The sequence below is a fragment of the Enterobacter cloacae complex sp. Mu1197 genome (genome assembly GCF_040059225.1).
GTDB classification, from domain to species: domain Bacteria; phylum Pseudomonadota; class Gammaproteobacteria; order Enterobacterales; family Enterobacteriaceae; genus Enterobacter; species Enterobacter quasiroggenkampii.
Window position 1 is genome coordinate 4,520,946 of sequence record NZ_CP157375.1, and the last position, 26,262, is coordinate 4,547,207.

Annotated in this window: 20 protein-coding genes, 4 tRNA genes, 3 rRNA genes and 1 riboswitch; of the genes, 6 read left to right on the forward strand and 21 right to left on the reverse strand. The window is 55.2% G+C overall.

Going from position 1 to position 26,262, the window contains the following annotated elements:
* The first annotated feature begins 42 nt into the window (after positions 1-42).
* On the forward strand, positions 43-324 hold the full coding sequence (gene ppiC / locus ABFV38_RS21315; RefSeq protein ID WP_008501570.1) for a peptidylprolyl isomerase PpiC: 282 nt from the start codon (positions 43-45) through the stop codon (positions 322-324).
* 86 nt (positions 325-410) lie between these two features.
* On the opposite strand, the gene ilvC is transcribed toward ppiC, so the two are convergent.
* Positions 411-1,886 (reverse strand): ketol-acid reductoisomerase, encoded by a 1,476-nt coding sequence (ilvC, locus tag ABFV38_RS21320; protein WP_021242831.1) that lies wholly within the window; start codon positions 1,884-1,886, stop codon positions 411-413.
* A 152-nt stretch (positions 1,887-2,038) separates the two neighbouring features.
* Between ilvC and ilvY the strand changes: the two genes are divergently transcribed.
* Positions 2,039-2,929: an HTH-type transcriptional activator IlvY gene (gene ilvY, locus ABFV38_RS21325; RefSeq protein ID WP_008501572.1), complete on the forward strand. Its 891-nt coding sequence runs from the start codon at positions 2,039-2,041 to the stop codon at positions 2,927-2,929.
* A 32-nt stretch (positions 2,930-2,961) separates the two neighbouring features.
* On the opposite strand, the gene ilvA is transcribed toward ilvY, so the two are convergent.
* The 7 genes from ilvA to ilvL all read right to left on the reverse strand — a co-directional run bounded on the left by ilvA (position 2,962) and on the right by ilvL (position 9,512).
* Positions 2,962-4,506 (reverse strand): threonine ammonia-lyase, biosynthetic, encoded by a 1,545-nt coding sequence (gene ilvA / locus ABFV38_RS21330; protein WP_348958012.1) that lies wholly within the window; start codon positions 4,504-4,506, stop codon positions 2,962-2,964.
* A gap of 2 nt (positions 4,507-4,508) precedes the next feature.
* Complete coding sequence (ilvD, locus tag ABFV38_RS21335; protein WP_045909248.1) at positions 4,509-6,359, reverse strand: dihydroxy-acid dehydratase; 1,851 nt, start codon at positions 6,357-6,359, stop codon at positions 4,509-4,511.
* A 60-nt stretch (positions 6,360-6,419) separates the two neighbouring features.
* Entirely contained in the window at positions 6,420-7,349 is a 930-nt protein-coding gene (ilvE, locus tag ABFV38_RS21340) for a branched-chain-amino-acid transaminase (RefSeq protein WP_023309654.1), read from the reverse strand.
* A gap of 18 nt (positions 7,350-7,367) precedes the next feature.
* Positions 7,368-7,631, reverse strand: a complete 264-nt coding sequence (ilvM, locus tag ABFV38_RS21345; RefSeq protein ID WP_006179206.1) for an acetolactate synthase 2 small subunit — start codon at positions 7,629-7,631, stop codon at positions 7,368-7,370.
* Positions 7,628-9,274: an acetolactate synthase 2 catalytic subunit gene (gene ilvG, locus ABFV38_RS21350; RefSeq protein ID WP_348958014.1), complete on the reverse strand. Its 1,647-nt coding sequence runs from the start codon at positions 9,272-9,274 to the stop codon at positions 7,628-7,630. Before ilvG ends, ilvM begins: the two co-directional genes overlap by 4 nt.
* 2 nt (positions 9,275-9,276) lie before the next feature.
* On the reverse strand, positions 9,277-9,327 hold the full coding sequence (ilvX, locus tag ABFV38_RS21355) for a peptide IlvX (protein ID WP_166792073.1): 51 nt from the start codon (positions 9,325-9,327) through the stop codon (positions 9,277-9,279).
* Positions 9,328-9,413: 86 nt separating this feature from the next.
* Complete coding sequence (ilvL, locus tag ABFV38_RS21360) at positions 9,414-9,512, reverse strand: ilv operon leader peptide (protein WP_001311244.1); 99 nt, start codon at positions 9,510-9,512, stop codon at positions 9,414-9,416.
* A gap of 340 nt (positions 9,513-9,852) precedes the next feature.
* Here ilvL and ABFV38_RS21365 point away from each other — a divergent pair, with 340 nt between their 5' ends.
* The gene (locus tag ABFV38_RS21365; protein WP_348958016.1) at positions 9,853-11,373 is read left to right on the forward strand and encodes a YifB family Mg chelatase-like AAA ATPase; all 1,521 of its coding nucleotides are present in this window, start codon (positions 9,853-9,855) and stop codon (positions 11,371-11,373) included.
* 30 nt (positions 11,374-11,403) lie between these two features.
* Here ABFV38_RS21365 and ABFV38_RS21370 read toward each other — a convergent pair whose 3' ends face one another.
* Positions 11,404-11,742 carry a DUF413 domain-containing protein gene (locus ABFV38_RS21370; RefSeq protein ID WP_008501577.1) on the reverse strand — a complete coding sequence of 113 codons (339 nt, stop codon included), beginning with the start codon at positions 11,740-11,742 and terminating at the stop codon, positions 11,404-11,406.
* Positions 11,743-11,860: 118 nt separating this feature from the next.
* Between ABFV38_RS21370 and hdfR the strand changes: the two genes are divergently transcribed.
* Entirely contained in the window at positions 11,861-12,682 is an 822-nt protein-coding gene (gene hdfR, locus ABFV38_RS21375) for an HTH-type transcriptional regulator HdfR (protein ID WP_235403363.1), read from the forward strand.
* Positions 12,683-12,780: 98 nt separating this feature from the next.
* Here the strand turns inward: hdfR and ABFV38_RS21380 are convergent.
* From ABFV38_RS21380 to btuB, 9 genes are all read right to left on the reverse strand, one after another.
* Positions 12,781-12,856: transfer RNA gene (locus tag ABFV38_RS21380), tRNA-Trp, on the reverse strand.
* Positions 12,857-12,909: 53 nt separating this feature from the next.
* Positions 12,910-12,986 (reverse strand) — tRNA-Asp (locus ABFV38_RS21385).
* A gap of 56 nt (positions 12,987-13,042) precedes the next feature.
* Positions 13,043-13,158 (reverse strand): 5S ribosomal RNA (gene rrf, locus ABFV38_RS21390).
* 72 nt (positions 13,159-13,230) lie between these two features.
* Positions 13,231-16,135: ribosomal RNA gene (locus tag ABFV38_RS21395) — 23S ribosomal RNA — on the reverse strand.
* 170 nt (positions 16,136-16,305) lie between these two features.
* Positions 16,306-16,381: transfer RNA gene (locus tag ABFV38_RS21400), tRNA-Ala, on the reverse strand.
* A 107-nt stretch (positions 16,382-16,488) separates the two neighbouring features.
* A tRNA-Ile gene (locus tag ABFV38_RS21405) sits at positions 16,489-16,565 on the reverse strand.
* A 70-nt stretch (positions 16,566-16,635) separates the two neighbouring features.
* Positions 16,636-18,175, reverse strand: a 16S ribosomal RNA gene (locus ABFV38_RS21410).
* Together the 16S, 23S and 5S rRNA genes with 4 tRNA genes alongside form the textbook arrangement of a ribosomal RNA operon.
* A gap of 381 nt (positions 18,176-18,556) precedes the next feature.
* Positions 18,557-19,408 (reverse strand): glutamate racemase, encoded by an 852-nt coding sequence (gene murI / locus ABFV38_RS21415; RefSeq protein ID WP_235404358.1) that lies wholly within the window; start codon positions 19,406-19,408, stop codon positions 18,557-18,559.
* Positions 19,353-21,200, reverse strand: a complete 1,848-nt coding sequence (gene btuB, locus ABFV38_RS21420) for a TonB-dependent vitamin B12 receptor BtuB (protein WP_045909132.1) — start codon at positions 21,198-21,200, stop codon at positions 19,353-19,355. Before btuB ends, murI begins: the two co-directional genes overlap by 56 nt.
* A gap of 65 nt (positions 21,201-21,265) precedes the next feature.
* A riboswitch (cobalamin riboswitch) is annotated at positions 21,266-21,442 on the reverse strand.
* A 104-nt stretch (positions 21,443-21,546) separates the two neighbouring features.
* Between btuB and trmA the strand changes: the two genes are divergently transcribed.
* Positions 21,547-22,647, forward strand: coding sequence for a tRNA (uridine(54)-C5)-methyltransferase TrmA (gene trmA / locus ABFV38_RS21425; RefSeq protein WP_348958019.1), 1,101 nt, complete (start codon positions 21,547-21,549; stop codon positions 22,645-22,647).
* Positions 22,648-22,736: 89 nt separating this feature from the next.
* Here trmA and ABFV38_RS21430 read toward each other — a convergent pair whose 3' ends face one another.
* Both ABFV38_RS21430 and fabR read right to left on the reverse strand, forming a co-directional pair.
* On the reverse strand, positions 22,737-23,096 hold the full coding sequence (locus ABFV38_RS21430) for a YijD family membrane protein (protein ID WP_008501783.1): 360 nt from the start codon (positions 23,094-23,096) through the stop codon (positions 22,737-22,739).
* A 9-nt stretch (positions 23,097-23,105) separates the two neighbouring features.
* Positions 23,106-23,744 (reverse strand): HTH-type transcriptional repressor FabR, encoded by a 639-nt coding sequence (gene fabR, locus ABFV38_RS21435; protein ID WP_008501784.1) that lies wholly within the window; start codon positions 23,742-23,744, stop codon positions 23,106-23,108.
* Between the two features lie 196 nt (positions 23,745-23,940).
* Here fabR and sthA point away from each other — a divergent pair, with 196 nt between their 5' ends.
* Positions 23,941-25,341 (forward strand): Si-specific NAD(P)(+) transhydrogenase, encoded by a 1,401-nt coding sequence (sthA, locus tag ABFV38_RS21440; protein WP_348958020.1) that lies wholly within the window; start codon positions 23,941-23,943, stop codon positions 25,339-25,341.
* Here the strand turns inward: sthA and oxyR are convergent.
* Positions 25,315-26,241 carry a DNA-binding transcriptional regulator OxyR gene (gene oxyR, locus ABFV38_RS21445; protein ID WP_044597477.1) on the reverse strand — a complete coding sequence of 309 codons (927 nt, stop codon included), beginning with the start codon at positions 26,239-26,241 and terminating at the stop codon, positions 25,315-25,317. The two genes, sthA and oxyR, sit on opposite strands and share 27 nt — an antisense overlap.
* Positions 26,242-26,262: the final 21 nt, after the last annotated feature.

Consider the following 26,262-nt stretch of genomic DNA (forward strand, 5'->3'; position numbering starts at 1 on the left):
GGTAGTATAGCGAGCCTAATCCATACCACTCAAGGCACGATCATGGCAAAAACAGCAGCAGCACTGCATATTCTTGTTAAAGAAGAGAAACTGGCTCTGGATCTTCTGGAGCAGATCAAAAACGGCGCCGACTTCGGCAAACTGGCGAAGAAGCACTCCATCTGTCCGTCAGGCAAACGCGGCGGCGATCTGGGTGAATTCCGCCAGGGTCAGATGGTACCGGCGTTCGATAAAGTGGTCTTCTCCTGCCCGGTGCTGGAGCCAACCGGCCCGCTGCACACGCAGTTCGGCTACCACGTGATTAAAGTGCTGTATCGCAAATAAAAAAGCCGGGTGGCGGCTACGCCTTACCCGGCCTACATCTTACGGTTTTGTAGGTCGGGTAAGCGAAGCGCCACCCGACAAAGTTGTTAACCCGCTACCGCGATACGCTTCATATCGGTCATGTAGCCACGCAGTTTGTGGCCCACTTTCTCGATCTGGTGGCTGCGAATCGCTTCATTCACATCGCGCAGCTGCGCGTTGTCCACGGCACCTTCTGCAATCGCTTTGCCCAGATCGCCCGTCTGCAGAGTGGTCATAAACTCTTTCAGCAGCGGTACGCAGGCGTAAGAGAACAGGTAGTTACCGTATTCTGCGGTATCAGAGATCACCACGTTCATTTCGTACAGACGCTTACGAGCGATGGTGTTCGCAATCAGCGGCAGCTCGTGCAGTGATTCGTAGTACGCAGACTCTTCGATGATGCCGGAATCCACCATGGTTTCGAACGCCAGCTCAACGCCCGCTTTCACCATCGCGATCATCAGCACGCCTTTATCGAAGTACTCCTGCTCGCCGATTTTACCTTCATACTGTGGCGCGGTTTCGAACGCGGTTTTACCGGTCTCTTCACGCCAGGTCAGCAGTTTCTTATCGTCGTTCGCCCAGTCCGCCATCATGCCGGAAGAGAACTCGCCGGAGATGATGTCGTCCATATGTTTCTGGAACAGCGGCGCCATGATGGTTTTCAGCTGTTCAGACAGCGCGTAAGCACGCAGTTTTGCCGGGTTGGACAGACGGTCCATCATCAGCGTAATACCGCCCTGCTTCAGCGCTTCGGTGATGGTTTCCCAGCCGAACTGAATCAGTTTTTCCGCGTATGCCGGGTCGGTACCCTCTTCCACCAGCTTATCGAAGCACAGCAGAGAACCGGCCTGCAGCATGCCGCACAGAATGGTCTGCTCGCCCATCAGGTCAGATTTTACTTCGGCAACGAAGGAAGATTCCAGCACGCCCGCACGGTGACCGCCGGTCGCCGCTGCCCATGCTTTGGCAATCGCCATACCTTCGCCTTTCGGATCGTTTTCCGGGTGTACCGCGATCAGGGTCGGCACGCCGAAACCACGCTTGTACTCTTCACGTACTTCGGTACCCGGGCACTTCGGTGCCACCATCACCACGGTGATGTCTTTACGGATCTGCTCGCCCACTTCAACGATGTTAAAGCCGTGGGAGTAACCCAGCGCGGCACCGTCTTTCATCAGCGGCTGTACGGAACGCACTACGTCAGAGTGCTGCTTGTCCGGCGTCAGGTTAACCACCAGATCCGCCTGCGGGATCAGCTCTTCGTAGGTACCCACTTTGAAGCCGTTTTCGGTCGCTTTACGCCATGAAGCGCGCTTCTCGGCAATCGCTTCTTTGCGCAGTGCGTAGGAGATATCCAGACCGGAATCACGCATGTTCAGGCCCTGGTTCAGACCCTGTGCGCCACAGCCGACGATGACCACTTTTTTACCCTGAAGGTAGCTTGCGCCATCGGCAAATTCGTCGCGCGCCATGAAGCGGCATTTGCCCAGCTGCGCCAGCTGCTGGCGCAAGTTCAGTGTATTAAAGTAGTTAGCCATGGGTGATACCTCGTGATGTTGTGTGTCTTATTGTTCGGTTCGCGTTTCAGCGAGAATGTACTCACATTACAACAGGAAATTTATTGCGGAAATTGATATATTCACAACGTCACATTGCAATTTTTGCAATGTAAAAAGAGGGAGTGGAATCGGTGGATTTACGCGATCTGAAAATGTTTCTTCACCTGGCGGAAAGCCGTCATTTTGGCCGCAGCGCGCGGGCGATGCACGTTAGCCCCTCCACGCTTTCACGCCAGATCCAACGCCTTGAGGAAGACCTTGGCCAGCCGCTGTTCGTGCGCGATAACCGCACCGTCACCCTCACGGAAGCGGGCGAAGAGCTGCGCATTTTTGCCCAGCAGACGCTGTTGCAGTACCAGCAGCTGCGGCACTCGATTGATCAGCAGGGGCCGTCACTCTCCGGTGAACTGCATATTTTTTGCTCCGTGACCGCCGCCTACAGCCATCTGCCGCCCATCCTTGACCGCTTCCGCGCGGCGCATCCGTCAGTTGAAATTAAGCTCACCACCGGCGACGCCGCCGACGCAATGGAAAAAGTGGTGACGGGCGAAGCGGATCTCGCCATTGCCGGGAAGCCGGAAACCCTGCCGGGCGCGGTAGCGTTCTCGATGCTGGAGAATCTGGCGGTGGTGCTGATTGCCCCGGCGCTGCCCTGCCCGGTGCGTAACCAGGTGTCGGTGGAAAAACCGGACTGGTCGACGGTGCCGTTTATCATGGCCGATCAGGGGCCGGTGCGTCGTCGTATTGAGCTGTGGTTCCGCCGCCAGAAAATCAGCAACCCGTCGATTTACGCTACCGTCAGCGGTCATGAGGCGATGGTGTCGATGGTGGCGCTCGGCTGCGGCGTGGCGCTGCTACCGGAAGTGGTGCTGGAAAACAGCCCGGAACCGGTGCGCAATCGCGTGATGATTCTGGAGCGCAGCGACGAGAAGACGCCGTTTGAGCTTGGCGTGTGCGCACAAAAAAAGCGGCTGCATGAGCCGCTTATTGATGCGTTCTGGACGATATTGCCGAACCACTGAAGCCGGGTGGCGCTACGCTTACCCGGCCTCCACTAGCCTGCCAGGAAGAACCGGAACGCCGGGTTATGGGTTTCGTCGTGACACTCATAGCCCAGCTCGTTCAGCCGCGTTTCGAAATCCGGCTCGTGCTCGCCCAGTTCAAACGCCGCCAGCACGCGGCCGTAGTCGGTGCCGTGGCTGCGGTAGTGGAACAGAGAGATGTTCCAGTGCGTGCCCAGCGTGTGCAGGAACTTGAGCAGCGCGCCCGGCGATTCCGGGAATTCAAAGCTGAACAGGCGTTCTTTGAGCGGCTTCGAAGGACGGCCACCGACCATGTAACGCACGTGCAGCTTCGCCATCTCATCGTCGGAGAGATCGACCACGCTATAGCCGCCTTCATGAAGCAGGTTGAGGATCTCTTTGCGCTCCTCCACGCCACGGCTCAGACGCACGCCGACAAAAATGCAGGCATCTTTGGCATCGGCAAAACGGTAGTTAAATTCCGTCACCGAACGGCCGCCCAGCAGCTGACAGAACTTCAGGAAGCTGCCCTTCTCTTCCGGAATGGTCACCGCCAGCAGCGCTTCACGCTGTTCGCCCAGCTCGCAGCGCTCGGACACGTAGCGAAGACCGTGGAAGTTCACGTTGGCACCGGAAAGCACGTGCGCCAGACGCTCGCCGCGAATGTTGTGCTGTGCGATGTATTTTTTCATGCCCGCCAGCGCCAGCGCGCCGGACGGTTCCGCCACCGCACGCACGTCTTCGAACAGATCTTTCATCGCCGCGCAGATGGCATCGCTATCCACCGTGACGATATCGTCAAGATATTCCCGGCACAGGCGGAACGTTTCGTCGCCAATACGCTTCACCGCCACGCCCTCGGCAAACAGACCGACGCGCGGCAGGTCGACCGGATGCCCGGCATCCAGCGCCGCTTTCAGGCAGGCGGAGTCTTCCGCTTCCACGGCAATGACTTTGATCTGCGGCATCAGCTGTTTGATCAGCACCGCCACGCCTGCGGCTAAACCGCCGCCGCCAACCGGGACAAAGACGCGGTCGAGATGGGCATCCTGCTGCAGCAGTTCAAGCGCCAGCGTCCCCTGCCCGGCAATCACCATCGGGTGGTCGAACGGCGGCACCCAGGTGAACCCCTGCTGCTGCGCCAGCTCAATCGCTTTGGCTTTGGCTTCGTCAAAGTTGGCCCCGTGGAGTAAGACTTCGCCGCCGAAACCGCGCACCGCGTCGACCTTGATGTCTGCGGTAGCAACCGGCATCACGATCAGTGCTTTCAGACCCAGGCGAGCAGATGAGAACGCCACGCCTTGCGCATGGTTACCTGCCGAGGCGGTAATCACGCCGCGCGCTTTTTGCTCGTCGGTCAGGCCGGCCATCATCGCGTAGGCGCCGCGCAGCTTAAAGCTGTGCACCGGCTGGCGGTCTTCGCGCTTCACCAGAATGACGTTGTCGAGGCGCGAAGAGAGTTTTTCCATTTTCTGCAGGGGGGTGGCCTGCACGGCTTCATAGACCGGCGCGCGCAGCACCGCTCTCAGGTATTCCGCCCCCTCAGGGGCGGCGGATAAGGGTTGAGACTCGGCCATCGTTAGCCCCCAAGTTTCGATTTATCGCGCACCGCGCCTTTATCTGCACTGGTGGCAAGGCTCGCGTAGGCGCGCAGGGCGAAGGAGACTTCACGCTGACGGTCTTTCGGCGTCCAGGCTTTGTCGCCGCGCGCTTCCTGCGCTTCACGACGGGCCGCGATCTCCTGGTCGCTCAGCTTGAGCTGAATGCCGCGATTCGGAATGTCGATTTCGATCAGGTCGCCGTCTTCGATGATGGCGATGTTGCCGCCGCTTGCCGCTTCCGGCGAGACGTGACCGATGGAGAGACCGGAGGTGCCGCCGGAGAAACGCCCGTCGGTGATCAGCGCGCAGGCTTTACCGAGGCCCATCGATTTCAGGAAGGTGGTTGGGTAGAGCATCTCCTGCATACCCGGGCCGCCTTTTGGCCCTTCATAACGGATGACAACCACATCGCCTTCCACCACTTTACCGCCCAGGATAGCGTCTACCGCTTCATCCTGGCTTTCGTACACTTTAGCCGGACCGGTGAATTTCAGGATGCTGTCGTCCACGCCAGCGGTCTTCACGATGCAGCCATTTTCCGCAAAGTTACCGTACAGCACGGCCAGACCGCCGTCTTTGCTGTAGGCGTGTTCCAGCGAGCGGATGCAGCCTTCGGCGCGGTCATCGTCCAGGGTGTCCCAGCGGCAATCCTGCGAGAATGCCTGCGTGGTACGAATACCGGCAGGACCGGCGCGGAACATTTTTTTCACCGCGTCGTCTTTGGTCAGCATCACGTCGTACTGGTCCAGCGATTCTGGCAGCGTCAGCCCGAGCACGTTTTTCACGTCACGGTTCAGCAGCCCGGCGCGATCCAGCTCGCCGAGGATACCGATGACGCCACCGGCACGGTGCACGTCTTCCATGTGGTACTTCTGCGTACTTGGCGCGACCTTACACAGCTGCGGCACTTTACGGGAGAGCTTGTCGATGTCGCTCATGGTGAAGTCGATTTCGGCTTCCTGCGCGGCGGCCAGCAGGTGCAGAACGGTGTTGGTGGAACCGCCCATGGCGATATCCAGGGTCATGGCGTTCTCGAATGCCGCTTTACTGGCGATGCTGCGCGGCAGCGCGCTGGCGTCGTCCTGCTCGTAGTAGCGCTTAGTCAGTTCAACGATACGTTTACCGGCATTGAGGAACAGCTGCTTACGGTCGGCATGGGTCGCCAGCAGCGAGCCGTTGCCCGGTTGAGACAGACCCAGCGCTTCGGTCAGGCAGTTCATGGAGTTCGCCGTGAACATACCGGAACAGGAGCCGCAGGTCGGACACGCGGAGCGTTCCACCTGATCGCTCTGCTCGTCAGAAACCTTCGGATCCGCCCCCTGAATCATCGCATCGACCAGGTCGAGCTTGATGATTTTGTCGGAGAGCTTGGTTTTCCCCGCTTCCATTGGGCCACCGGAGACGAAGATCACCGGAATATTCAGGCGCAGGGAGGCCATCAGCATCCCCGGGGTGATTTTATCGCAGTTGGAGATACAGACCATCGCATCGGCGCAGTGGGCGTTAACCATGTACTCCACCGAGTCGGCGATCAACTCGCGCGACGGCAGTGAATAGAGCATGCCCCCGTGGCCCATCGCGATACCGTCATCCACCGCAATGGTGTTGAACTCTTTCGCCACGCCGCCGGAGGCCTCGATTTGCTCGGCAACCAGCTTACCCAGATCGCGCAGGTGCACATGGCCCGGGACGAACTGGGTGAAGGAGTTCACCACGGCGATAATTGGCTTGCCGAAATCGGCGTCGGTCATTCCGGTGGCGCGCCACAGTGCGCGGGCACCCGCCATGTTACGGCCGTGGGTGGTGGTGGCTGAACGATACTTAGGCATGCTTTATTTACTCCCGTCTGACTATGTAATGGGACGGTGCGTGCCGTCCCAAATTTATATTTAGTGATTAACCTGATCCAACCAGCCGTATTTATCTTCTGTTTCGCCGGTGAAGAGACCAAAGAACGCTTGCTGAATGCGTTTGGTGACCGGGCCACAGCGGCCTTCGCCCACCTGGATACCGTCTACGCTGCGTACCGGCGTGATTTCAGCCGCAGTACCGGACATAAACACTTCATCAGCCAGATAGAGGGATTCGCGGGACAGCACCTGCTCGCGCACTTCGATACCGAGGTCTTTCGCCAGCTTGATGATGGCGTCACGGGTGATGCCCGGCAGCGCGGACGAGGTGAATGGCGGCGTAAACAGAATGCCGTCTTTCACTTCAAACAGGTTTTCACCTGCGCCTTCGGAGATGTAGCCATTTACATCGAGCGCGATACCTTCCTGGTAGCCGTGACGGCGCGCTTCGCTGCCGACCAGCAGGGAAGAAAGGTAGTTACCGCCTGCTTTCGCGGCGGTCGGGATGGTGTTTGGCGCAACGCGATTCCAGGAAGAGACCATTGCGTCGATCCCCTGCTCCAGGGCTTCTGCACCCAGGTAGGCACCCCACGGGAACGCGGCAATGATCACATCCGTGGTATAGCCCGCTGGCGGGTTCACGCCCATACCGACGTCGCCCACGAAGACCAGCGGACGAATATAGGCGCTGGTCAGGTTGTTCTTACGGATCACGTCGCGGCAGGCTTCCATCAGCTCATCCACGCTCTGAGATACCGGGAAACGATAAATTTTGGCTGAGTCATGCAGACGCTGCATGTGTTCGCGATGGCGGAACACCACTGGCCCTTTGTGAGAATCGTAGCAGCGGATGCCTTCAAACACGGAGGTACCGTAATGCAGTGCGTGGGACATCACGTGGACCTTCGCGTCCTCCCAGCGAACCATCTCACCGTTGAACCAAATGTAATCAGCTTTTTTTGTCGTCATTTTTTCGTCCTGTCACGCTTAAGCGCGGATTTGTTGTGATGTGGTTGTGCTCTGGCAGATGGCAACATGGGCAACGTCTACCAGCTTTGATAACTGACTAAACAGTAAGTCGACCGACCGCGGGCTGGCAACGGTTAATTCGATACTGATGTTTTGGGCGTCAGTGGCCGTCTCCATATTCATAGAGCAAATCTGAAAACCACGATGACGCACCACACGCAAAACGCGCTCTAAGGTTTCCGGGTTGAAGCGAGCCTGTACGGCGACCTGATGCTGCATCATGATAATTTCTCCATCATTTGTGAGTTACTGGCACCGGGCGGTACCAGCGGCCAGACGTTCTCGAGTTCGTCGATTGAGACATGAAGCAGGTAAGGCCCCTCGCTGTTCAGCATGGTGTCGAGCGCCGCTTCAACCTGATCTTTACGGGTGATGTGCTGACCAGGGATGCCAAAAGCGCTGGCCAGCGTGAGGAAATCGGGGTTATCGGTAAGGGTCGTTTCGCTGTAACGCTCCTGGAAGAACAGCTGTTGCCACTGGCGAACCATCCCTAAACGCTGGTTGTCGAGCAAGACGATTTTCAGCGGCAACTGCTTGCGCTTAACGGTGCCGAGCTCCTGAACGTTCATCATGAAGGAGCCGTCACCGGAGATACAGATTACGGTATCGTTCGGGCGGGCAACCTGTGCGCCAACGGCGGCTGGCAGACCGAAGCCCATCGTCCCTAACCCGCTGGACGTGATGAAATTCTCCGGACGGGTGTAGGTCATGTGCTGCGCTGACCACATCTGGTGCTGGCCGACATCGGTCGTCACCACGCTGTTTGCCGGTTTACGGTCGGACAACTGCTTCAACAGCAACGGCGCGTAGATGGCCTCGCCCGGGTGATCGTAACGCCAGGCGTGTTCAGCGCGCATATCGGCGGTGTGCTGACGCCATGCGTTGATATCCAGCGGCTGCTGCAATGCCGGTAACAGCGCGTTGAGATCGCCCTGCAGCGCGACGTGCGCCTGACGCAGCTTGTTCATCTCCGCCGGGTCGATATCCATATGGATGACTTTGGCGTTCGGCGCAAAGGTATTCAGTTTGCCGGTAACGCGGTCGTCAAAACGGGCACCGACGGCGATGAGCAGATCGCACGCCTGCACCGCCAGGTTTGCCGCTTTAGTGCCGTGCATCCCGAGCATACCCAGATAGTACGGGTAGTCTGCATCTACCGCACCCAACCCTTTCAGCGTGCAGGTGGCAGGCATTTGCGTTACCGCAATAAATTCATGCAGGGCGGGAACGGCCTGCGCCATGCCTACGCCACCGCCCACGTACAGCATCGGCTGTTTTGCCTGCGCCAGCATCTGACGCGCCTCTTCAACTGCCGCATGCGGAAACGCGTCGTCGCTTCGAACGGTGGAGAAGTGCGGCTCCAGTTCGCCGAGTGCGACCTGGATATCTTTCGGGATATCCACCAGAACCGGGCCAGGGCGGCCGGAGCTGGCTACCTCAAATGCTTCAGCCATGACGCGCGGCAGCTCTTCCAGAGACTGAACGAGGAAACTGTGTTTGGTGCAGGCCAGCGATAAACCCAGTACATCGACCTCCTGAAAAGCGTCGGTACCGATGAACGGAGACGCCACCTGCCCGGTGATGGCGACAACGGGAACAGAATCCAGCAGCGCGTCAGCCAGGCCGGTGATCAGGTTAGTTGCGCCAGGGCCTGATGTCGCCATACACACGCCGGTTTTACCGGTCGCGCGGGCGTAACCAATGGCCGCCATCACTGCGCCCTGCTCGTGTCGGCACAAGAGATGTTCCACGCCGCCGTCATACAGTGCATCGTAAATCGGCATAATTGCGCCACCCGGATAACCGAATACTGTCTCGACTCCCTGCGCGCGCAACGCATGTACTACCCACTGTGCCCCATTCATAGTTAGTTCCCCGTCATAAATCGGGAGAAACAGAATTTTGTGCTAGTCGTCATTCTCTGCTCCTCATTTGCTTTTTTTAGTCATAAAAAAACCCCCGGACCTTTCGGTGCGGGGGTCTTAGTTCGTTAAGGCTTGATTTCTAAGCCTTTCCTCGTCCAAGTGCAGCCCCGCACGGTGGGATAATAATCACCACCACGCTAATCACGACCAGGCTAATCACTCGTAGAAGGGCTGTCATTTTCAGTTCTTTTTGCATCTTGTTCGAAGGAATACCTAAAGAGTTATCACAGTTTTCAAATTAAACACAAGATTTATTTATGACGGATTTGGTTAGCCCGCGAATCATATTTCTTAAAAGCGTTGTTTTATATACGGAAATTAGAAAATGAATATTTTTCATTTTTTTACTGTGGTGCTAACCGTCAAAACAGGATTTTTTCGTTGTGCGAGGAGCTTTCCACGATTATGAAATTGTTGCAATGCACCATTAAAATCCCTGAACAAGCGGCGTAGATTCACGAAATGGCACTAAACAAACATAAAGAGCACTGACATAGTCACACCAGGAGGTAGTGCAAATGTCACTGTCAGTTGTTTATACGCGTGCGGCCCTCGGGGTAAAGGCACCGCTTGTTTCCGTAGAGGTGCATTTGAGTAATGGGCTGCCCGGACTCACGCTTGTCGGGTTACCTGAAACGACGGTTAAAGAAGCCAGGGATCGCGTCCGTAGCGCAATAATAAATAGCGGTTATACCTTCCCTGCGAAGAAGATCACCATCAACCTTGCTCCCGCCGACCTGCCTAAAGAAGGGGGACGATACGATTTACCTATCGCAATTGCCCTTCTCGCGGCTTCTGAGCAGCTTAATACGACAAGGCTAGGCTCGTATGAGTTCGTGGGTGAACTCGCGCTCACAGGCGCGCTGAGAGGCGTTCCCGGCGCGATATCGGGAGCGCTGGAGGCCATACGAGCAGGCCGGCAAATCATTGTGGCCAATGAAAATGCATCAGAAGTGAGTCTTATCGCGGAAAAAGGATGCCTCATCGCGGGACATTTACAGGAAGTTTGTGCCTGGCTGGAAGGACGACATGAACTGTCCGAACCGGAGGAGTGTGACGAGGTTATAGCCGACGTCCCGGAGGATCTCAGCGAGATTATGGGACAGGAGCAAGGGAAGCGGGCGCTGGAGATTACGGCCGCAGGTGGACACAATCTTCTGTTGATTGGCCCGCCAGGTACGGGGAAAACGATGCTGGCGAGCAGGCTGAGCGGGTTACTTCCACCGCTCAATAACCATGAAGCGCTGGAAAGCGCCGCCATATATAGCCTCATCAGTTCTGCATCGTTGCAAAAACAGTGGCGCCGTCGTCCTTTTCGTTCCCCACATCATAGCGCTTCACTGACGGCGATGGTCGGCGGCGGGTCTATCCCCGGCCCGGGAGAGATCTCACTGGCGCACAATGGCATTCTGTTTCTCGATGAGCTGCCCGAGTTTGAGCGCCGCGTGCTGGATGCGCTGAGAGAACCTATTGAATCTGGCGAAATACATATCTCGCGCACACGGGCCAAAATAAGCTATCCCGCGCAGTTTCAACTGGTCGCTGCGATGAATCCCAGCCCGACGGGCCACTACCAGGGCAACCATAACCGCTGTACGCCAGAGCAGACGCTACGCTATCTGGGAAAGTTATCCGGTCCGTTCCTCGACCGTTTCGATTTATCTCTCGAAATCCCGCTTCCTCCTCCGGGCCTGCTCAGGCAGACGGGCATCACGGGTGAAAACTCTGCGAAGGTACGCGAGCGGGTGATCGCCGCCCAGGCACGACAGTACACTCGCCAGAACAGGCTAAACGCGCGGCTGGATAATGCCGGGATCCGGCAGTTTTGTGCCCTTAACAGTGAGGATGCAGTATGGCTGGAGGAGACGTTGACGCGCTTTGGGCTATCTATACGTGCGTGGCAGCGTTTGCTAAAAGTGGCCAGAACCATTGCTGACGTGGAGGGATGTACTGACATTGAGAGAAAACACTTGCAGGAGGCGCTGAGCTATCGCGCTATCGATCGTTTGCTACTGCATCTGCAGAAGTTGCTGGCATAAAAAAAGGGGCCGTAGCCCCTTCTTATCATCTTAGTCATCAGACTCGGTGTAGTCTTCTGCACCTTCCATCTGCGGCTTACCGCCAGACAGCGTATGGAAACGCTTTGGACGCTTAATGCGTGCCATATACTTGATCCACACACGTTCCGCTTCAGACTGCGGCTCACGCTCACCACGGCAAACAGAAACAAACTGTTTTTCGTCTTCGGTTGCAGGTTCACGCTTACCCAGATCCAGCTCGTTAAAGGCATAACCATGGCGCTCAAGCAGTTGAGCTTCTTTGATGGTGAAATCGCCGTGACGAGAGAACCCGCGCGGATAATGTTTATTGTCGAAAAAACGATTAGTCGTCGTAAAGCTTTCCGCCATCCTACACGCTCCTAATTCTTTGGCCGAGCTATTTATGGCGCGGAGTATTAGTTACGCTTGACAGAGTGTAAAACAAAACATTTAAATCATAACGACAAATAATTTTGCGGAGAAAGATGTGGATACGGAATTGCTTAAAACTTTCCTTGAAGTGAGCAGAACACGCCACTTTGGGCGAGCAGCGGAAGCCCTTTACCTGACGCAGTCAGCAGTCAGTTTTCGTATTCGACAGCTGGAAAATCAACTGGGTGTGAATCTTTTTACCCGCCATCGCAACAATATTCGCCTCACGCCCGCCGGTGAAAAACTGCTGCCGTACGCAGAAACGCTGATGAATACCTGGCAGGCGGCACGCAAAGAGGTTGCACATACTTCGAGGCATAATGAGTTCTCGATAGGGGCCAGCGCTTCCCTGTGGGAATGTATGCTAAGTCAGTGGCTTACCCGGCTTTATCAATCTCATAGCCACCTGCAATTTGAAGCCAGGATTGCGCAACGGCAGTCGCTGGTTAAGCAACTTCATGAGCGTCAGCTTGATCTTCTGATCACAACCGAAGCCCCCAAGATGGACGAATTTAGCAGCCAGATCGTCGGTCAGTTTGGCCTGGCGCTTTATGCCTCTGAACCGTCGATGATGAAGGCAGACCTGACCTATTTGCGCCTCGAATGGGGGCCAGATTTTCAGCAGCATGAGACGGGATTGATTGCACCTGATGATGTTCCACAGTTAACAACCAGCTCTGCGGAGATCGCCTGTCAGCAACTGCCCTTGCTGAGAGGTTGTACCTGGTTACCTGTTCGCTGGGCAGACACTAAAGCGGGGCTGCATACGGTGTTGGATTCCACCACGCTTACCAGACCGCTGTATGCGATTTGGCTGCAAAACAGTGATAAGCAGTCACAGATAAAAGATCTGTTAAAAACCAATGTAATGGATTGATACATCAGCCAGCAGGAATGCTGGCTGAATAGTAAGAAGAGGCGTTTTTACAGAATTACAGGCAAAAAAAATCCTTTGCCGAAGCAAAGGATTATATATGGCAGGGGCGGAGAGACTCGAACTCGCGACACCCGGTTTTGGAGACCGGTGCTCTACCAACTGAGCTACGCCCCTAAAGTTTTTTGCCATTAAGCCTGCCAGTAAGGCAGGCTTAATGTCTTAATAAGTGGCGGAACGGACGGGACTCGAACCCGCGACCCCCTGCGTGACAGGCAGGTATTCTAACCGACTGAACTACCGCTCCACCGAAGACTGCTTGTAACCACCGGATTAATGCACCGGCTTACTACTTAATTTGATGCCTGGCAGTTCCCTACTCTCACATGGGGAGACCCCACACTACCATCGGCGCTACGGCGTTTCACTTCTGAGTTCGGCATGGGGTCAGGTGGGACCACCGCGCTAAAGCCGCCAGGCAAATTCTGTTAATCTGTATCAAGGCTGAATTTTGATTGTTCGTCTCTTCGCCAAAACAGCTTCGGCGTTGTAAGGTTAAGCCTCACGGTTCATTAGTATCGGTTAGCTCAACGCATCGCTGCGCTTACACACCCGACCTATCAACGTCGTCGTCTTCAACGTTCCTTCAGGAGACTTAAAGTCTCAGGGAGAACTCATCTCGGGGCAAGTTTCGTGCTTAGATGCTTTCAGCACTTATCTTTTCCGCATTTAGCTACCGGGCAGTGCCATTGGCATGACAACCCGAACACCAGTGATGCGTCCACTCCGGTCCTCTCGTACTAGGAGCAGCCCCCCTCAATTCTCCAGCGCCCACGGCAGATAGGGACCGAACTGTCTCACGACGTTCTAAACCCAGCTCGCGTACCACTTTAAATGGCGAACAGCCATACCCTTGGGACCTACTTCAGCCCCAGGATGTGATGAGCCGACATCGAGGTGCCAAACACCGCCGTCGATATGAACTCTTGGGCGGTATCAGCCTGTTATCCCCGGAGTACCTTTTATCCGTTGAGCGATGGCCCTTCCATTCAGAACCACCGGATCACTATGACCTGCTTTCGCACCTGCTCGAGCCGTCACTCTCGCAGTCAAGCTAGCTTATGCCATTGCACTAACCTCCTGATGTCCGACCAGGATTAGCTAACCTTCGTGCTCCTCCGTTACTCTTTGGGAGGAGACCGCCCCAGTCAAACTACCCACCAGACACTGTCCGCAACCCGGATTACGGGTCTACGTTAGAACACCAGCCATTAAAGGGTGGTATTTCAAGGACGGCTCCATGCAGACTGGCGTCCACACTTCAAAGCCTCCCACCTATCCTACACATCAAGGACCAGTGTTCAGTGTCAAGCTATAGTAAAGGTTCACGGGGTCTTTCCGTCTTGCCGCGGGTACACTGCATCTTCACAGCGAGTTCAATTTCACTGAGTCTCGGGTGGAGACAGCCTGGCCATCATTACGCCATTCGTGCAGGTCGGAACTTACCCGACAAGGAATTTCGCTACCTTAGGACCGTTATAGTTACGGCCGCCGTTTACCGGGGCTTCGATCAAGAGCTTCGCGTTGCCGCTAACCCCATCAATTAACCTTCCGGCACCGGGCAGGCGTCACACCGTATACGTCCACTTTCGTGTTTGCACAGTGCTGTGTTTTTAATAAACAGTTGCAGCCAGCTGGTATCTTCGACTGATTTCAGCTCCACCCGCAGGGGCTTCACCTACATATCAGCGTGCCTTCTCCCGAAGTTACGGCACCATTTTGCCTAGTTCCTTCACCCGAGTTCTCTCAAGCGCCTTGGTATTCTCTACCTGACCACCTGTGTCGGTTTGGGGTACGATTTCGTGTTACCTGATGCTTAGAGGCTTTTCCTGGAAGCAGGGCATTTGTTACTTCAGCACCGTAGTGCCTCGTCATCACACCTCAGCGTTAATAAGGTACCGGATTTACCTGGAACCTCCGCCTACATGCTTAAACCGGGACAACCGTCGCCCGGCTAACATAGCCTTCTCCGTCCCCCCTTCGCAGTAACACCAAGTACAGGAATATTAACCTGTTTCCCATCGACTACGCCTTTCGGCCTCGCCTTAGGGGTCGACTCACCCTGCCCCGATTAACGTTGGACAGGAACCCTTGGTCTTCCGGCGAGCGGGCTTTTCACCCGCTTTATCGTTACTTATGTCAGCATTCGCACTTCTGATACCTCCAGCATGCCTCACAGCACACCTTCAACGGCTTACAGAACGCTCCCCTACCCAACAACACATAGTGTCGCTGCCGCAGCTTCGGTGCATGGTTTAGCCCCGTTACATCTTCCGCGCAGGCCGACTCGACCAGTGAGCTATTACGCTTTCTTTAAATGATGGCTGCTTCTAAGCCAACATCCTGGCTGTCTGTGCCTTCCCACATCGTTTCCCACTTAACCATGACTTTGGGACCTTAGCTGGCGGTCTGGGTTGTTTCCCTCTTCACGACGGACGTTAGCACCCGCCGTGTGTCTCCCGTGATAACATTCTTCGGTATTCGTAGTTTGCATCGGGTTGGTAAGCCGGGATGGCCCCCTAGCCGAAACAGTGCTCTACCCCCGAAGATGAGTTCACGAGGCGCTACCTAAATAGCTTTCGGGGAGAACCAGCTATCTCCCGGTTTGATTGGCCTTTCACCCCCAGCCACAAGTCATCCGCTAATTTTTCAACATTAGTCGGTTCGGTCCTCCAGTTAGTGTTACCCAACCTTCAACCTGCCCATGGCTAGATCACCGGGTTTCGGGTCTATACCCTGCAACTTAACGCCCAGTTAAGACTCGGTTTCCCTTCGGCTCCCCTATACGGTTAACCTTGCTACAGAATATAAGTCGCTGACCCATTATACAAAAGGTACGCAGTCACACCACAAGGGTGCTCCCACTGCTTGTACGTACACGGTTTCAGGTTCTTTTTCACTCCCCTCGCCGGGGTTCTTTTCGCCTTTCCCTCACGGTACTGGTTCACTATCGGTCAGTCAGGAGTATTTAGCCTTGGAGGATGGTCCCCCCATATTCAGACAGGATACCACATGTCCCGCCCTACTCTTCGAGTTCACAACCTGTGTGTTTTCGTGTACGGGACTGTCACCCTGTACCGTGCGACTTTCCAGACGCTTCCACTAACACACAAGCTGATTCAGACTCTGGGCTGCTCCCCGTTCGCTCGCCGCTACTGGGGGAATCTCGGTTGATTTCTTTTCCTCGGGGTACTTAGATGTTTCAGTTCCCCCGGTTCGCCTCGTTAACCTATGTATTCAGTTAACGATAGTGTGACGAATCACACTGGGTTTCCCCATTCGGACATCGCCGGGTCAAAGGTTCATATCACCTCGCCGGCGCTTTTCGCAGATTAGCACGTCCTTCATCGCCTCTGACTGCCAGGGCATCCACCGTGTACGCTTAGTCGCTTAACCTCACAACCCGAAGATGTTTCACTTCTGATTGCGAAAATTTGAGAGACTCGAACACACCTTAAAGATGTGTCGTTTCAATTTTCAGCTTGATCCAGATTTTTAAAGAGCAAAACTTCGCAGTGCACCTTTTCAGGTTCACTCTGAAGTTTTCTTGGGTTCGCAGTAAAAGATGGTGGAGCTATGCGGGATCGAACCGCAGACCTCCTGCGTGCAAAGCAGGCGCTCTCCCAGCTGAGCTATAGCCCCATCGTTTTGCAATCTCTGTACCGGTAATTTTTCCTGAGACAAGGCGTGGTAACGCGAAGCATACATCAGTATGTGAGCGTTGCCGCAACGCAGTATCAGGGAAAATTTGGTAGGCCTGAGTGGACTTGAACCACCGACCTCACCCTTATCAGGGGTGCGCTCTAACCACCTGAGCTACAAGCCTGCAGAGATTTTTACTGCTGTTTTTTCATCAGACAATCTGTGTGAGCACTGCAAAGGCAGGTTCTTTAAGGTAAGGAGGTGATCCAACCGCAGGTTCCCCTACGGTTACCTTGTTACGACTTCACCCCAGTCATGAATCACAAAGTGGTAAGCGCCCTCCCGAAGGTTAAGCTACCTACTTCTTTTGCAACCCACTCCCATGGTGTGACGGGCGGTGTGTACAAGGCCCGGGAACGTATTCACCGTAGCATTCTGATCTACGATTACTAGCGATTCCGACTTCATGGAGTCGAGTTGCAGACTCCAATCCGGACTACGACGCACTTTATGAGGTCCGCTTGCTCTCGCGAGGTCGCTTCTCTTTGTATGCGCCATTGTAGCACGTGTGTAGCCCTACTCGTAAGGGCCATGATGACTTGACGTCATCCCCACCTTCCTCCAGTTTATCACTGGCAGTCTCCTTTGAGTTCCCGGCCTAACCGCTGGCAACAAAGGATAAGGGTTGCGCTCGTTGCGGGACTTAACCCAACATTTCACAACACGAGCTGACGACAGCCATGCAGCACCTGTCTCAGAGTTCCCGAAGGCACCAATCCATCTCTGGAAAGTTCTCTGGATGTCAAGAGTAGGTAAGGTTCTTCGCGTTGCATCGAATTAAACCACATGCTCCACCGCTTGTGCGGGCCCCCGTCAATTCATTTGAGTTTTAACCTTGCGGCCGTACTCCCCAGGCGGTCGACTTAACGCGTTAGCTCCGGAAGCCACGCCTCAAGGGCACAACCTCCAAGTCGACATCGTTTACGGCGTGGACTACCAGGGTATCTAATCCTGTTTGCTCCCCACGCTTTCGCACCTGAGCGTCAGTCTTTGTCCAGGGGGCCGCCTTCGCCACCGGTATTCCTCCAGATCTCTACGCATTTCACCGCTACACCTGGAATTCTACCCCCCTCTACAAGACTCTAGCCTGCCAGTTTCGAATGCAGTTCCCAGGTTGAGCCCGGGGATTTCACATCCGACTTGACAGACCGCCTGCGTGCGCTTTACGCCCAGTAATTCCGATTAACGCTTGCACCCTCCGTATTACCGCGGCTGCTGGCACGGAGTTAGCCGGTGCTTCTTCTGCGGGTAACGTCAATTGCTGAGGTTATTAACCTCAACACCTTCCTCCCCGCTGAAAGTACTTTACAACCCGAAGGCCTTCTTCATACACGCGGCATGGCTGCATCAGGCTTGCGCCCATTGTGCAATATTCCCCACTGCTGCCTCCCGTAGGAGTCTGGACCGTGTCTCAGTTCCAGTGTGGCTGGTCATCCTCTCAGACCAGCTAGGGATCGTCGCCTAGGTGAGCCGTTACCCCACCTACTAGCTAATCCCATCTGGGCACATCTGATGGCAAGAGGCCCGAAGGTCCCCCTCTTTGGTCTTGCGACGTTATGCGGTATTAGCTACCGTTTCCAGTAGTTATCCCCCTCCATCAGGCAGTTTCCCAGACATTACTCACCCGTCCGCCGCTCGTCACCCAGGAGCAAGCTCCCTGTGTTACCGCTCGACTTGCATGTGTTAGGCCTGCCGCCAGCGTTCAATCTGAGCCATGATCAAACTCTTCAATTTAAGTTTGATGCTCGTGAATTAAACTTCGTAATGAATTACGCATGTTCACTCAGAGACTTGGTATTCATTTATTGTCCGAAGACATTAAGAATCCATGTCACTTTGAGTGCCCACACAGATTGTCTGATAAATTGTTAAAGAGCAGTGCAACGCGGCTTTCGCTCACCGTTGCGAGGTCCCGTATATTACGTTTTCCTCATTCAGAGTCAAGTGATTATTTTCGCTTTTCTCTGTTGGCGTTCATCTCTGAACCCCGCTAACCCGGCGGCCTGTAAGCCGTTGTTCCGTGTCAGTGGAGGCGCATTATAGGGAGTTCTCAGACGTTGACAACCCCTCTTTTAAAAAAAACTTTCAACCGTCTCTTTTTTGCTCAAAACCGTGCTATAGCGCCAGTTTTTCGAGCGTTTCAAAGCCATAACGGTGTAAAACGGGTAAAAGTTGTTCAGTTTCTTTTGTTAACGCCATACAAAACGCGATATTCGCATCGGTAGATTTCGCATCCGGGGCTTCATGCTCCAGCAACCATGCCGTACGACGGGCAATAGCCGCTCCGGAATCCACCAGACGCGTCCCCTCCGGCAGGACCTCTAATAGCTCTTCCTGGAGTAGCGGGAAGTGGGTACAGCCCAGCACAACGGTATCCGGGGGTTCGGGCATCCTCAGCCACGGACGAAGAATACGACGCAGCTCGTCGAGTGATACCGACTTGCCATGCAGCTTCGCTTCCGCCATCTCCACCAGCTCAGCCGAACCGAGCATCGCAATCTGGCATTCATTAGCGAAACGGTCGATCAGCTCGCGGGTATAAGGACGCTTTACCGTGCCTCGCGTGGCCAGCAAGCCCACAATGCCGTTCGCTGTCAGACGCGCGGCAGGCTTTATTGCAGGGACGACGCCCACAACCGGGAACTGGAATTTTTCACGCAGGGCGGGAAGAGAAACGGTGCTCGCCGTGTTACACGCGATGACGGCCAGCGCAAGGGGATAGCGCTTTTGTACCGCAGTGACGATTTCCACCACGCGCTCGACAATAAAATCTTCGCTCTTTTCCCCATACGGGAAAGCGACGTTATCGAAGGCGTAGATGTAATGGAGATCCGGCAGGAGATGCCGAATCTCATCATAGACCGAAAGCCCACCGACGCCGGAATCAAACACCAGCACGGTGGGACGCGGATTAGAAGGTGTAGCTGCCAGACAAGGTGTATTCCCGTCCTGCAGTTTGGTAGCCATAAACTGTCTCGTAATCTTTATCGAACAGGTTGGCTATTTTACCACGAACTGTAAGGTGTGAGGTGACAGGATACGAAACTGCGACATCCCACAGGCTTACACCGCCCATTTTTACTTTCTCAGACGGGTAAGTACCAAAGTCAGTGTCGTAACGCGTACCGAGATAGTGATAAGTCAGGCTCCAGTCGAAATCATAGATCTGCGTGTCGAGCTGATATTTCACCTGCTGCTTAGCACGACGGTCCAGGAGTTCGTTGGTTGCGGCATTGCGGGCATCCACGTAGTCGTAGCCTACAGTATGCGTCAACGGCCCCGTGTCAAACGATGCTGTTGCTTCCACACCTTTAATGCGTGCTTTACCGACGTTGTAATATTGCTGGAGGTTATTATCGAAGTCGATGAGATTATCAACGTCATTACGGTAGCCAGATACGCGCCAGCTCACGCCTGCCGTCAGGCCTTCAAACGCACCTTCCCACTGTTTGCTCTCTTCTGGATCAAGATGGTCATTGCCATAGAAACCATAGAGTTGACCCAGATTCGGTGCTTTATAGGCCGTACCATAAGAAGCAACGAAACGGTAACCCTCCACGAACTCCCAGGCCGCACTGCTTTGCCAGGTGCCATGACGACCGAACTGAGAGTTGTCATCGCTGCGAACCGCCCCTTCCAGGGTGAAGTCACCAAACTGCTGCAGCCCGGTCAGGTAGACGCCGGTGTTACGCAGGTCGTAGCCGTTGGTCACGTAGTTTGTACCCGGCTCGGTGCTCTGCTTCTGCCAGTCAACGCCCGCGCCAATGTTCCCTTGGCCAACATCAACGGAGTTGAGCCACTGGACATTGTACTGCTTGATTTCATCCAGTGTGGCTGTCGAATCGTAGCGGCCTAAATTCGGGTCGTAGTTATAGTCCTTGCTGTGGCTATAGCTGGTGAGCAGCTGTGAATGGAAGATGTCATCGTTGAAGCGCAATCCTGCATCCCAGGTCTGACTATAGAGCTGACGGGTATCAACCAGTACGTCAGGGGTAAAGGAGCTGTAGTAACCGTCGTAGGCAGTACGGTTGCTGTAGCCAAAGCCGCGAACAAAACCGCTCCACTGGTCTGAGAATGCGTGATCCAGTGCGCCGTAGAGCGTTTTATTCATAAAGCCGTCGCGATCGGTCTGGGCAAGGCCACCATTGTTGCCATCCGCAACCACATCAAACCCTTTGGTATAGGTGTAATCACCCGCAAGCGTGACGCGCGTGCTGTCGCCCAGTGTTTGCTGAGTACTGCCACCATAATTCTGGTAGCCGTGCGAGCCTACGCCAGCATTCAGCGTGGTACCGTCCTTCGCGCGAGTGGTAATAATGTTTACGACGCCGCCGATCGCGTCCGAGCCGTATACCGCAGAACGCGGTCCACGAACATATTCGATTCGCTGTACCAGGGAGATTGGGAACTGGCTGAGATCGGACGACCCCGTGACGCCCGCCTGGTTAAGGCGGATCCCATCAACAAGGATCAGGACGTGGCTGGAGTTGGTGCCACGGATAAAGAGAGAAGAGAGTTGCCCCATCCCGCCATTTTGCGCCGTATCCACGCCGGGCAGGCGACGCATAACATCCAGGAGCGAGGTTGACTGCCAACGGTCAATATCGGCACGCGTAACAACCGTGTTTGCAGCCAGAATAGTTTTTTCAGGTTGTTCAAAACGATTTGCCGTCACCACCAACGAGTCTGCGCTATCCTGCGCCCAGCCCGAAAATGCCGTGACGGACAACGCCGTCAACAGCGATACTTTTTTAATCATTGTTAAAGCATCCACAATATAAGAAGGATGCCGCAGGCCTCATCGATAGCACGCGATGATGAAACCAAATGCGACGTGATCCCGGCAGGTCTTCGGGCTAGGTGGCTATATAAGGATGAAGACTTCCCATTTTCACAGTGTCTACAACGCTCATCCCGCCAGTCTTTACCGCTGCGCGTCAGCTCCAGATTTACACTGGATTCCCTTTTCACTCTCAGGAGACCGGAAACAGAATGCTACAATTAGACACGTATGGATGTCCAGACAGCTATTGGCCATTAAATCTGGACATCCCCTGAACAATCCCTACAATCGCCGCGTAATTCTTTATCACTCAGGACGCATCATGACCCCAGAACACCTCCCGACAGAACAGTACGACGCGCAGCTGGCAGAGAAAGTTGTCCGCCTGCAAAGTATGATGACGCCTTTCAACGCGCCCGTTCCCGAGGTGTTCCGCTCTCCTGTCAGCCACTACCGCATGCGTGCCGAGTTTCGCATCTGGCACGACGGTGACGACCTGTACCACATCATTTTCGATCAGCAGACGAAGTCCCGTATCCGCGTGGACAGCTTCCCGGCAGCGAGTGAGCTCATTAACCAATTAATGACGCTGATAATGGACGGCGTGCGTAACAACCCGGTACTGCGTAACAAGCTTTTCCAGATTGACTACCTGACCACGCAAAGCAATCAGGCGATTGTCTCCCTGCTGTACCACAAAGCCCTGAGCGACGAGTGGCGCGAGCAAGCAGAAGCGCTGCGTGATGCGCTGCGTGCGCAGAACATCAACGTTCACCTGATTGGTCGCGCGACAAAAACCAAAATCATGCTGGATCAGGACTACATCGACGAGCGTCTGCCGGTGGCGGGTAAAGAGATGGTGTATCGTCAGGTCGAGAACAGCTTCACCCAGCCGAACGCTGCAATGAACGTGCAGATGCTGGAGTGGGCACTGAAGGCGACGGAAGGATCAACGGGCGATCTGCTTGAGCTCTACTGCGGTAACGGCAACTTCTCGCTGGCGCTGGCGCGTAACTTCGATCGCGTCCTGGCAACGGAAATCGCCAAACCGTCGGTTGCCGCCGCGCAGTACAACATTGCCGCCAACCATATCGACAACGTGCAGATCATTCGTATGGCCGCAGAAGAGTTCACGCAGGCGATGAACGGCGTTCGCCAGTTTAACCGTCTGGAAGGCATCGCTCTGAAGAGCTACCAGTGTGAGACAATTTTTGTCGACCCGCCGCGCAGTGGCCTGGACAGCGAAACCGAGAAGATGGTGCAGGCGTACCCGCGTATTTTGTACATCTCCTGTAATCCGGAGACGCTGTGCAAGAACCTGGAAACGTTAGGCCAGACGCACAAGGTTGAACGTCTGGCGCTGTTCGATCAGTTCCCGTATACGCACCATATGGAGTGCGGTGTACTGCTCACGGCGAAGTAATGTGGCCTTGTAGGGCAGGTAAGCGAAGCGTCACCTGCCAAAAAAGCCGGATGGCGCTTCGCTTATCCGGCCTACAATGACAAAAACCTTTACTCCGGTAACTGGCTTTTACGGCTACGCATGCGCGAGCCAATCCAGAACACCAGCGCCACAGACAGTACCGCAGGGAAGAAGTTAGAGCCGATATCCGGATACTCCGCGCGCACCACCGTGCTGTACAGCAATACGCCCAGAATAAAGCAGGCGGCGGCCAGCCCCGGTAACCCCACCGGCATGGTGCGGTTCAGGTAGCGTTGATGCAGGCAGTACACCGTCAGCACCAGCGCAATCAGCGGGAAAATCGAAAACGGCACGATGGAGCTAAAAATAGCGGCGAACGTACCATTAATGGATAAGCCAGCGATCAATGCCAGCAACAGCGTCCCTTTATCCTGACCTGACTGTTTCATTACTCACCTTCACTCTTCGGTTTGATGTGCCAGTTTCTCTTGTTCACGGCGATACCAGTAGTACGCGCCTTTGGAGATCATCCTGAGCTGCAATACCAGTCGCTCTTCAAGCTGCTTGCGTTGTTCAATGCTGACATCCAGCGCTTCGGCACCTGCGCTGAAAACAATCGTCACCATCGCCTCGGCCTGTGCTTCGGTAAACGCACGCGGCATATGGTTTTCGAGTTCAAGATAGTCGGCAAGTTCCGCGATGAAGTGCTGAATTTCGCGCGCGACGGCGGCACGAAACGCCGCCGACGTGCCCGAACGCTCGCGCAGAAGCAGACGAAACGCGTTGGGGTTATTGCCGATAAATTCCATAAAGGTCGACACGGAGGTACGGATCACGCTGCCCCCTTTGGCGATACGCTGACGCGCCTGGCGCATCAGCTGGCGCAGCATCAAACCGCTCTCGTCGACCATGGTCAGGCCCAGTTCATCCACATCACGGAAGTGACGATAGAAGGACGTTGGCGCAATCCCGGCCTCGCGTGCGACTTCGCGCAGGCTCAAACTGGCAAAACTTCGCTCAGCACTCAGTTGACTGAATGCTGCTTCCACCAGCGAACGCCGGGTTTTCTCTTTTTGTTGTGCTCTTACGCCCATCACGATAGTTGAATCCTTCCAAAGGCCTGATGGCACTATACCAGAGAATAAAATTAATCTGTTTGCCTGGCTTTGTGAATGATTGTTTACGTGCGGTTTGTGCTCCACTGCCGGAAAAAAGCACAACGATAATTGGGTTACTCTGGCAATGATGTTATGATTCTGTTGCTTTTATGTATAAGAACAGGTAAGCCTTGCCATGCCACATTCCTACGATTACGACGCAATAGTTATTGGTTCCGGCCCCGGCGGCGAAGGTGCTGCTATGGGTCTGGTGAAACAGGGAGCCAGAGTAGCGGTCATTGAGCGCTACCATAATGTCGGCGGCGGTTGCACCCACTGGGGCACCATCCCTTCGAAAGCCCTCCGCCACGCCGTTAGCCGCATTATCGAATTTAACCAGAACCCTCTTTACAGCGACCACTCCCGACTTCTTCGTTCCTCCTTTGCCGACATCCTGAACCACGCGGATACCGTCATTAACCAGCAGACGCGCATGCGTCAGGGGTTTTATGAGCGTAACCACTGTGAAATTTCGCAGGGCAACGCGCATTTTGTGGATGAACACACCCTGGCACTCGAATGCCACGACGGGTCGGTTGAAACCATCACCGCTGAAAAATTTGTGATTGCCTGCGGTTCACGCCCGTACCATCCGGCCGACGTGGACTTCTCGCACCCGCGCGTCTACGACAGCGACTCGATTCTCAGCCTGCACCATGAACCCCGCCACGTCATTATCTATGGCGCAGGGGTCATTGGTTGCGAATATGCGTCGATCTTCCGCGGAATGGACGTCAAAGTAGACCTGATCAACACTCGCGACCGCCTGCTGGCCTTCCTCGATCAGGAGATGTCGGACTCCCTCTCCTACCACTTCTGGAACAGCGGCGTGGTCATTCGTCACAACGAAGAGTACGAGAAGATCGAAGGCTGCGACGACGGGGTGATCATGCACCTCAAGTCCGGCAAGAAGCTGAAAGCGGACTGCCTCCTGTACGCCAACGGCCGTACCGGCAACACCGATTCCCTGCAGCTGGAAAATATCGGGCTTGAAACCGACAGCCGCGGTCAGTTGAAGGTCAACAGCATGTATCAGACCGCCCTGCCGCACGTTTACGCGGTCGGCGACGTCATTGGCTATCCAAGCCTGGCCTCAGCCGCTTACGACCAGGGCCGCATTGCGGCTCAGGCGCTGGTGAAAGGCGAAGCGACGGCGCATCTGATTGAAGATATCCCGACGGGCATCTACACCATCCCGGAAATCAGTTCCGTAGGTAAAACCGAGCAGCAGCTGACGTCAATGAAGGTGCCTTACGAGGTGGGTCGTGCGCAGTTTAAACATCTGGCGCGGGCGCAAATCGTGGGGATGAGCGTGGGTACGCTGAAAATTCTGTTCCACCGCGAGACGAAAGAGATCCTCGGGATTCACTGCTTTGGTGAACGCGCCGCGGAAATCATTCATATCGGCCAGGCCATCATGGAGCAGAAAGGTGGTGGTAACACCATTGAGTACTTCGTCAACACCACCTTTAACTACCCGACCATGGCGGAAGCCTATCGGGTCGCGGCACTAAACGGCCTGAACCGCCTGTTTTAACGCGCTGTCAAAATGGCCATCCATCGCACCACGGATGGCCTCTGCCAGCTGCTCATAGCGGCTGCGCAGCGGTGACCCAGGGCGATAGACCAGGCCAATCGTACGACGCGGCTCTGGTTTAATGCACGGCAAGTAGACCACGCCATCACGTTTACGCTCGTGCGGTACCGCCAGCGCAGGCAGCAGCGTAATACCGCTTCCCGCCGCGACCATATTACGCAGCGTTTCCAGGCTGGTTGCGCGGAAATGGGTATCCTCATCCGCACCCGCTTCGAAGCAGAAGCCCATCGCCTGGTCGCGCAGGCAGTGGCCATCTTCCAGCATCAGCAGCTTTTCACCCGCCAGATCGGCCATCGGCACGCGATCGCGGTTCGCCCACGGGTGATCTTCATAGATCGCCAGCATCATTGGCTCATCGAACAGCGGCACTTCAATAAAGGCTTCACTCTCTTTTACCAGTGCCAGAATGGCGCAGTCGAGCTTGCCGCTGTCCAGCTGTGCCAGCAGCTGATGGGTTTGCGCTTCGTGCAGGTACATTTCGAGTTTCGGGAACGTCTGGTGCAGCATCGGAATGATGTGCGGTAACAGGTACGGGCCAACGGTTGGGATCAGGCCAATATGCAGCGGGCCGGACATGGCCTCCCCCTGCTGGCTTGCCATTTCCTTGAGCACTTTGACCTCGCGCAGCACGGTGCGCGCCTGATCCACCAGCAGAAGACCTGCCTGTGTGAACAGAACCTTACGACTGGTGCGCTCCAGCAGCATCACGCCCAGCTCGTCTTCCAGCTTGCGGATCTGGCCGCTCAGCGTGGGCTGGCTGACGTGGCAGGAATCTGCCGCGCGGCGAAAGTGACGATGCTCGGCTAACGCTACCAGGTATTCAAGATCACGAATATTCATTATTCATCCTCCGTCGCCACG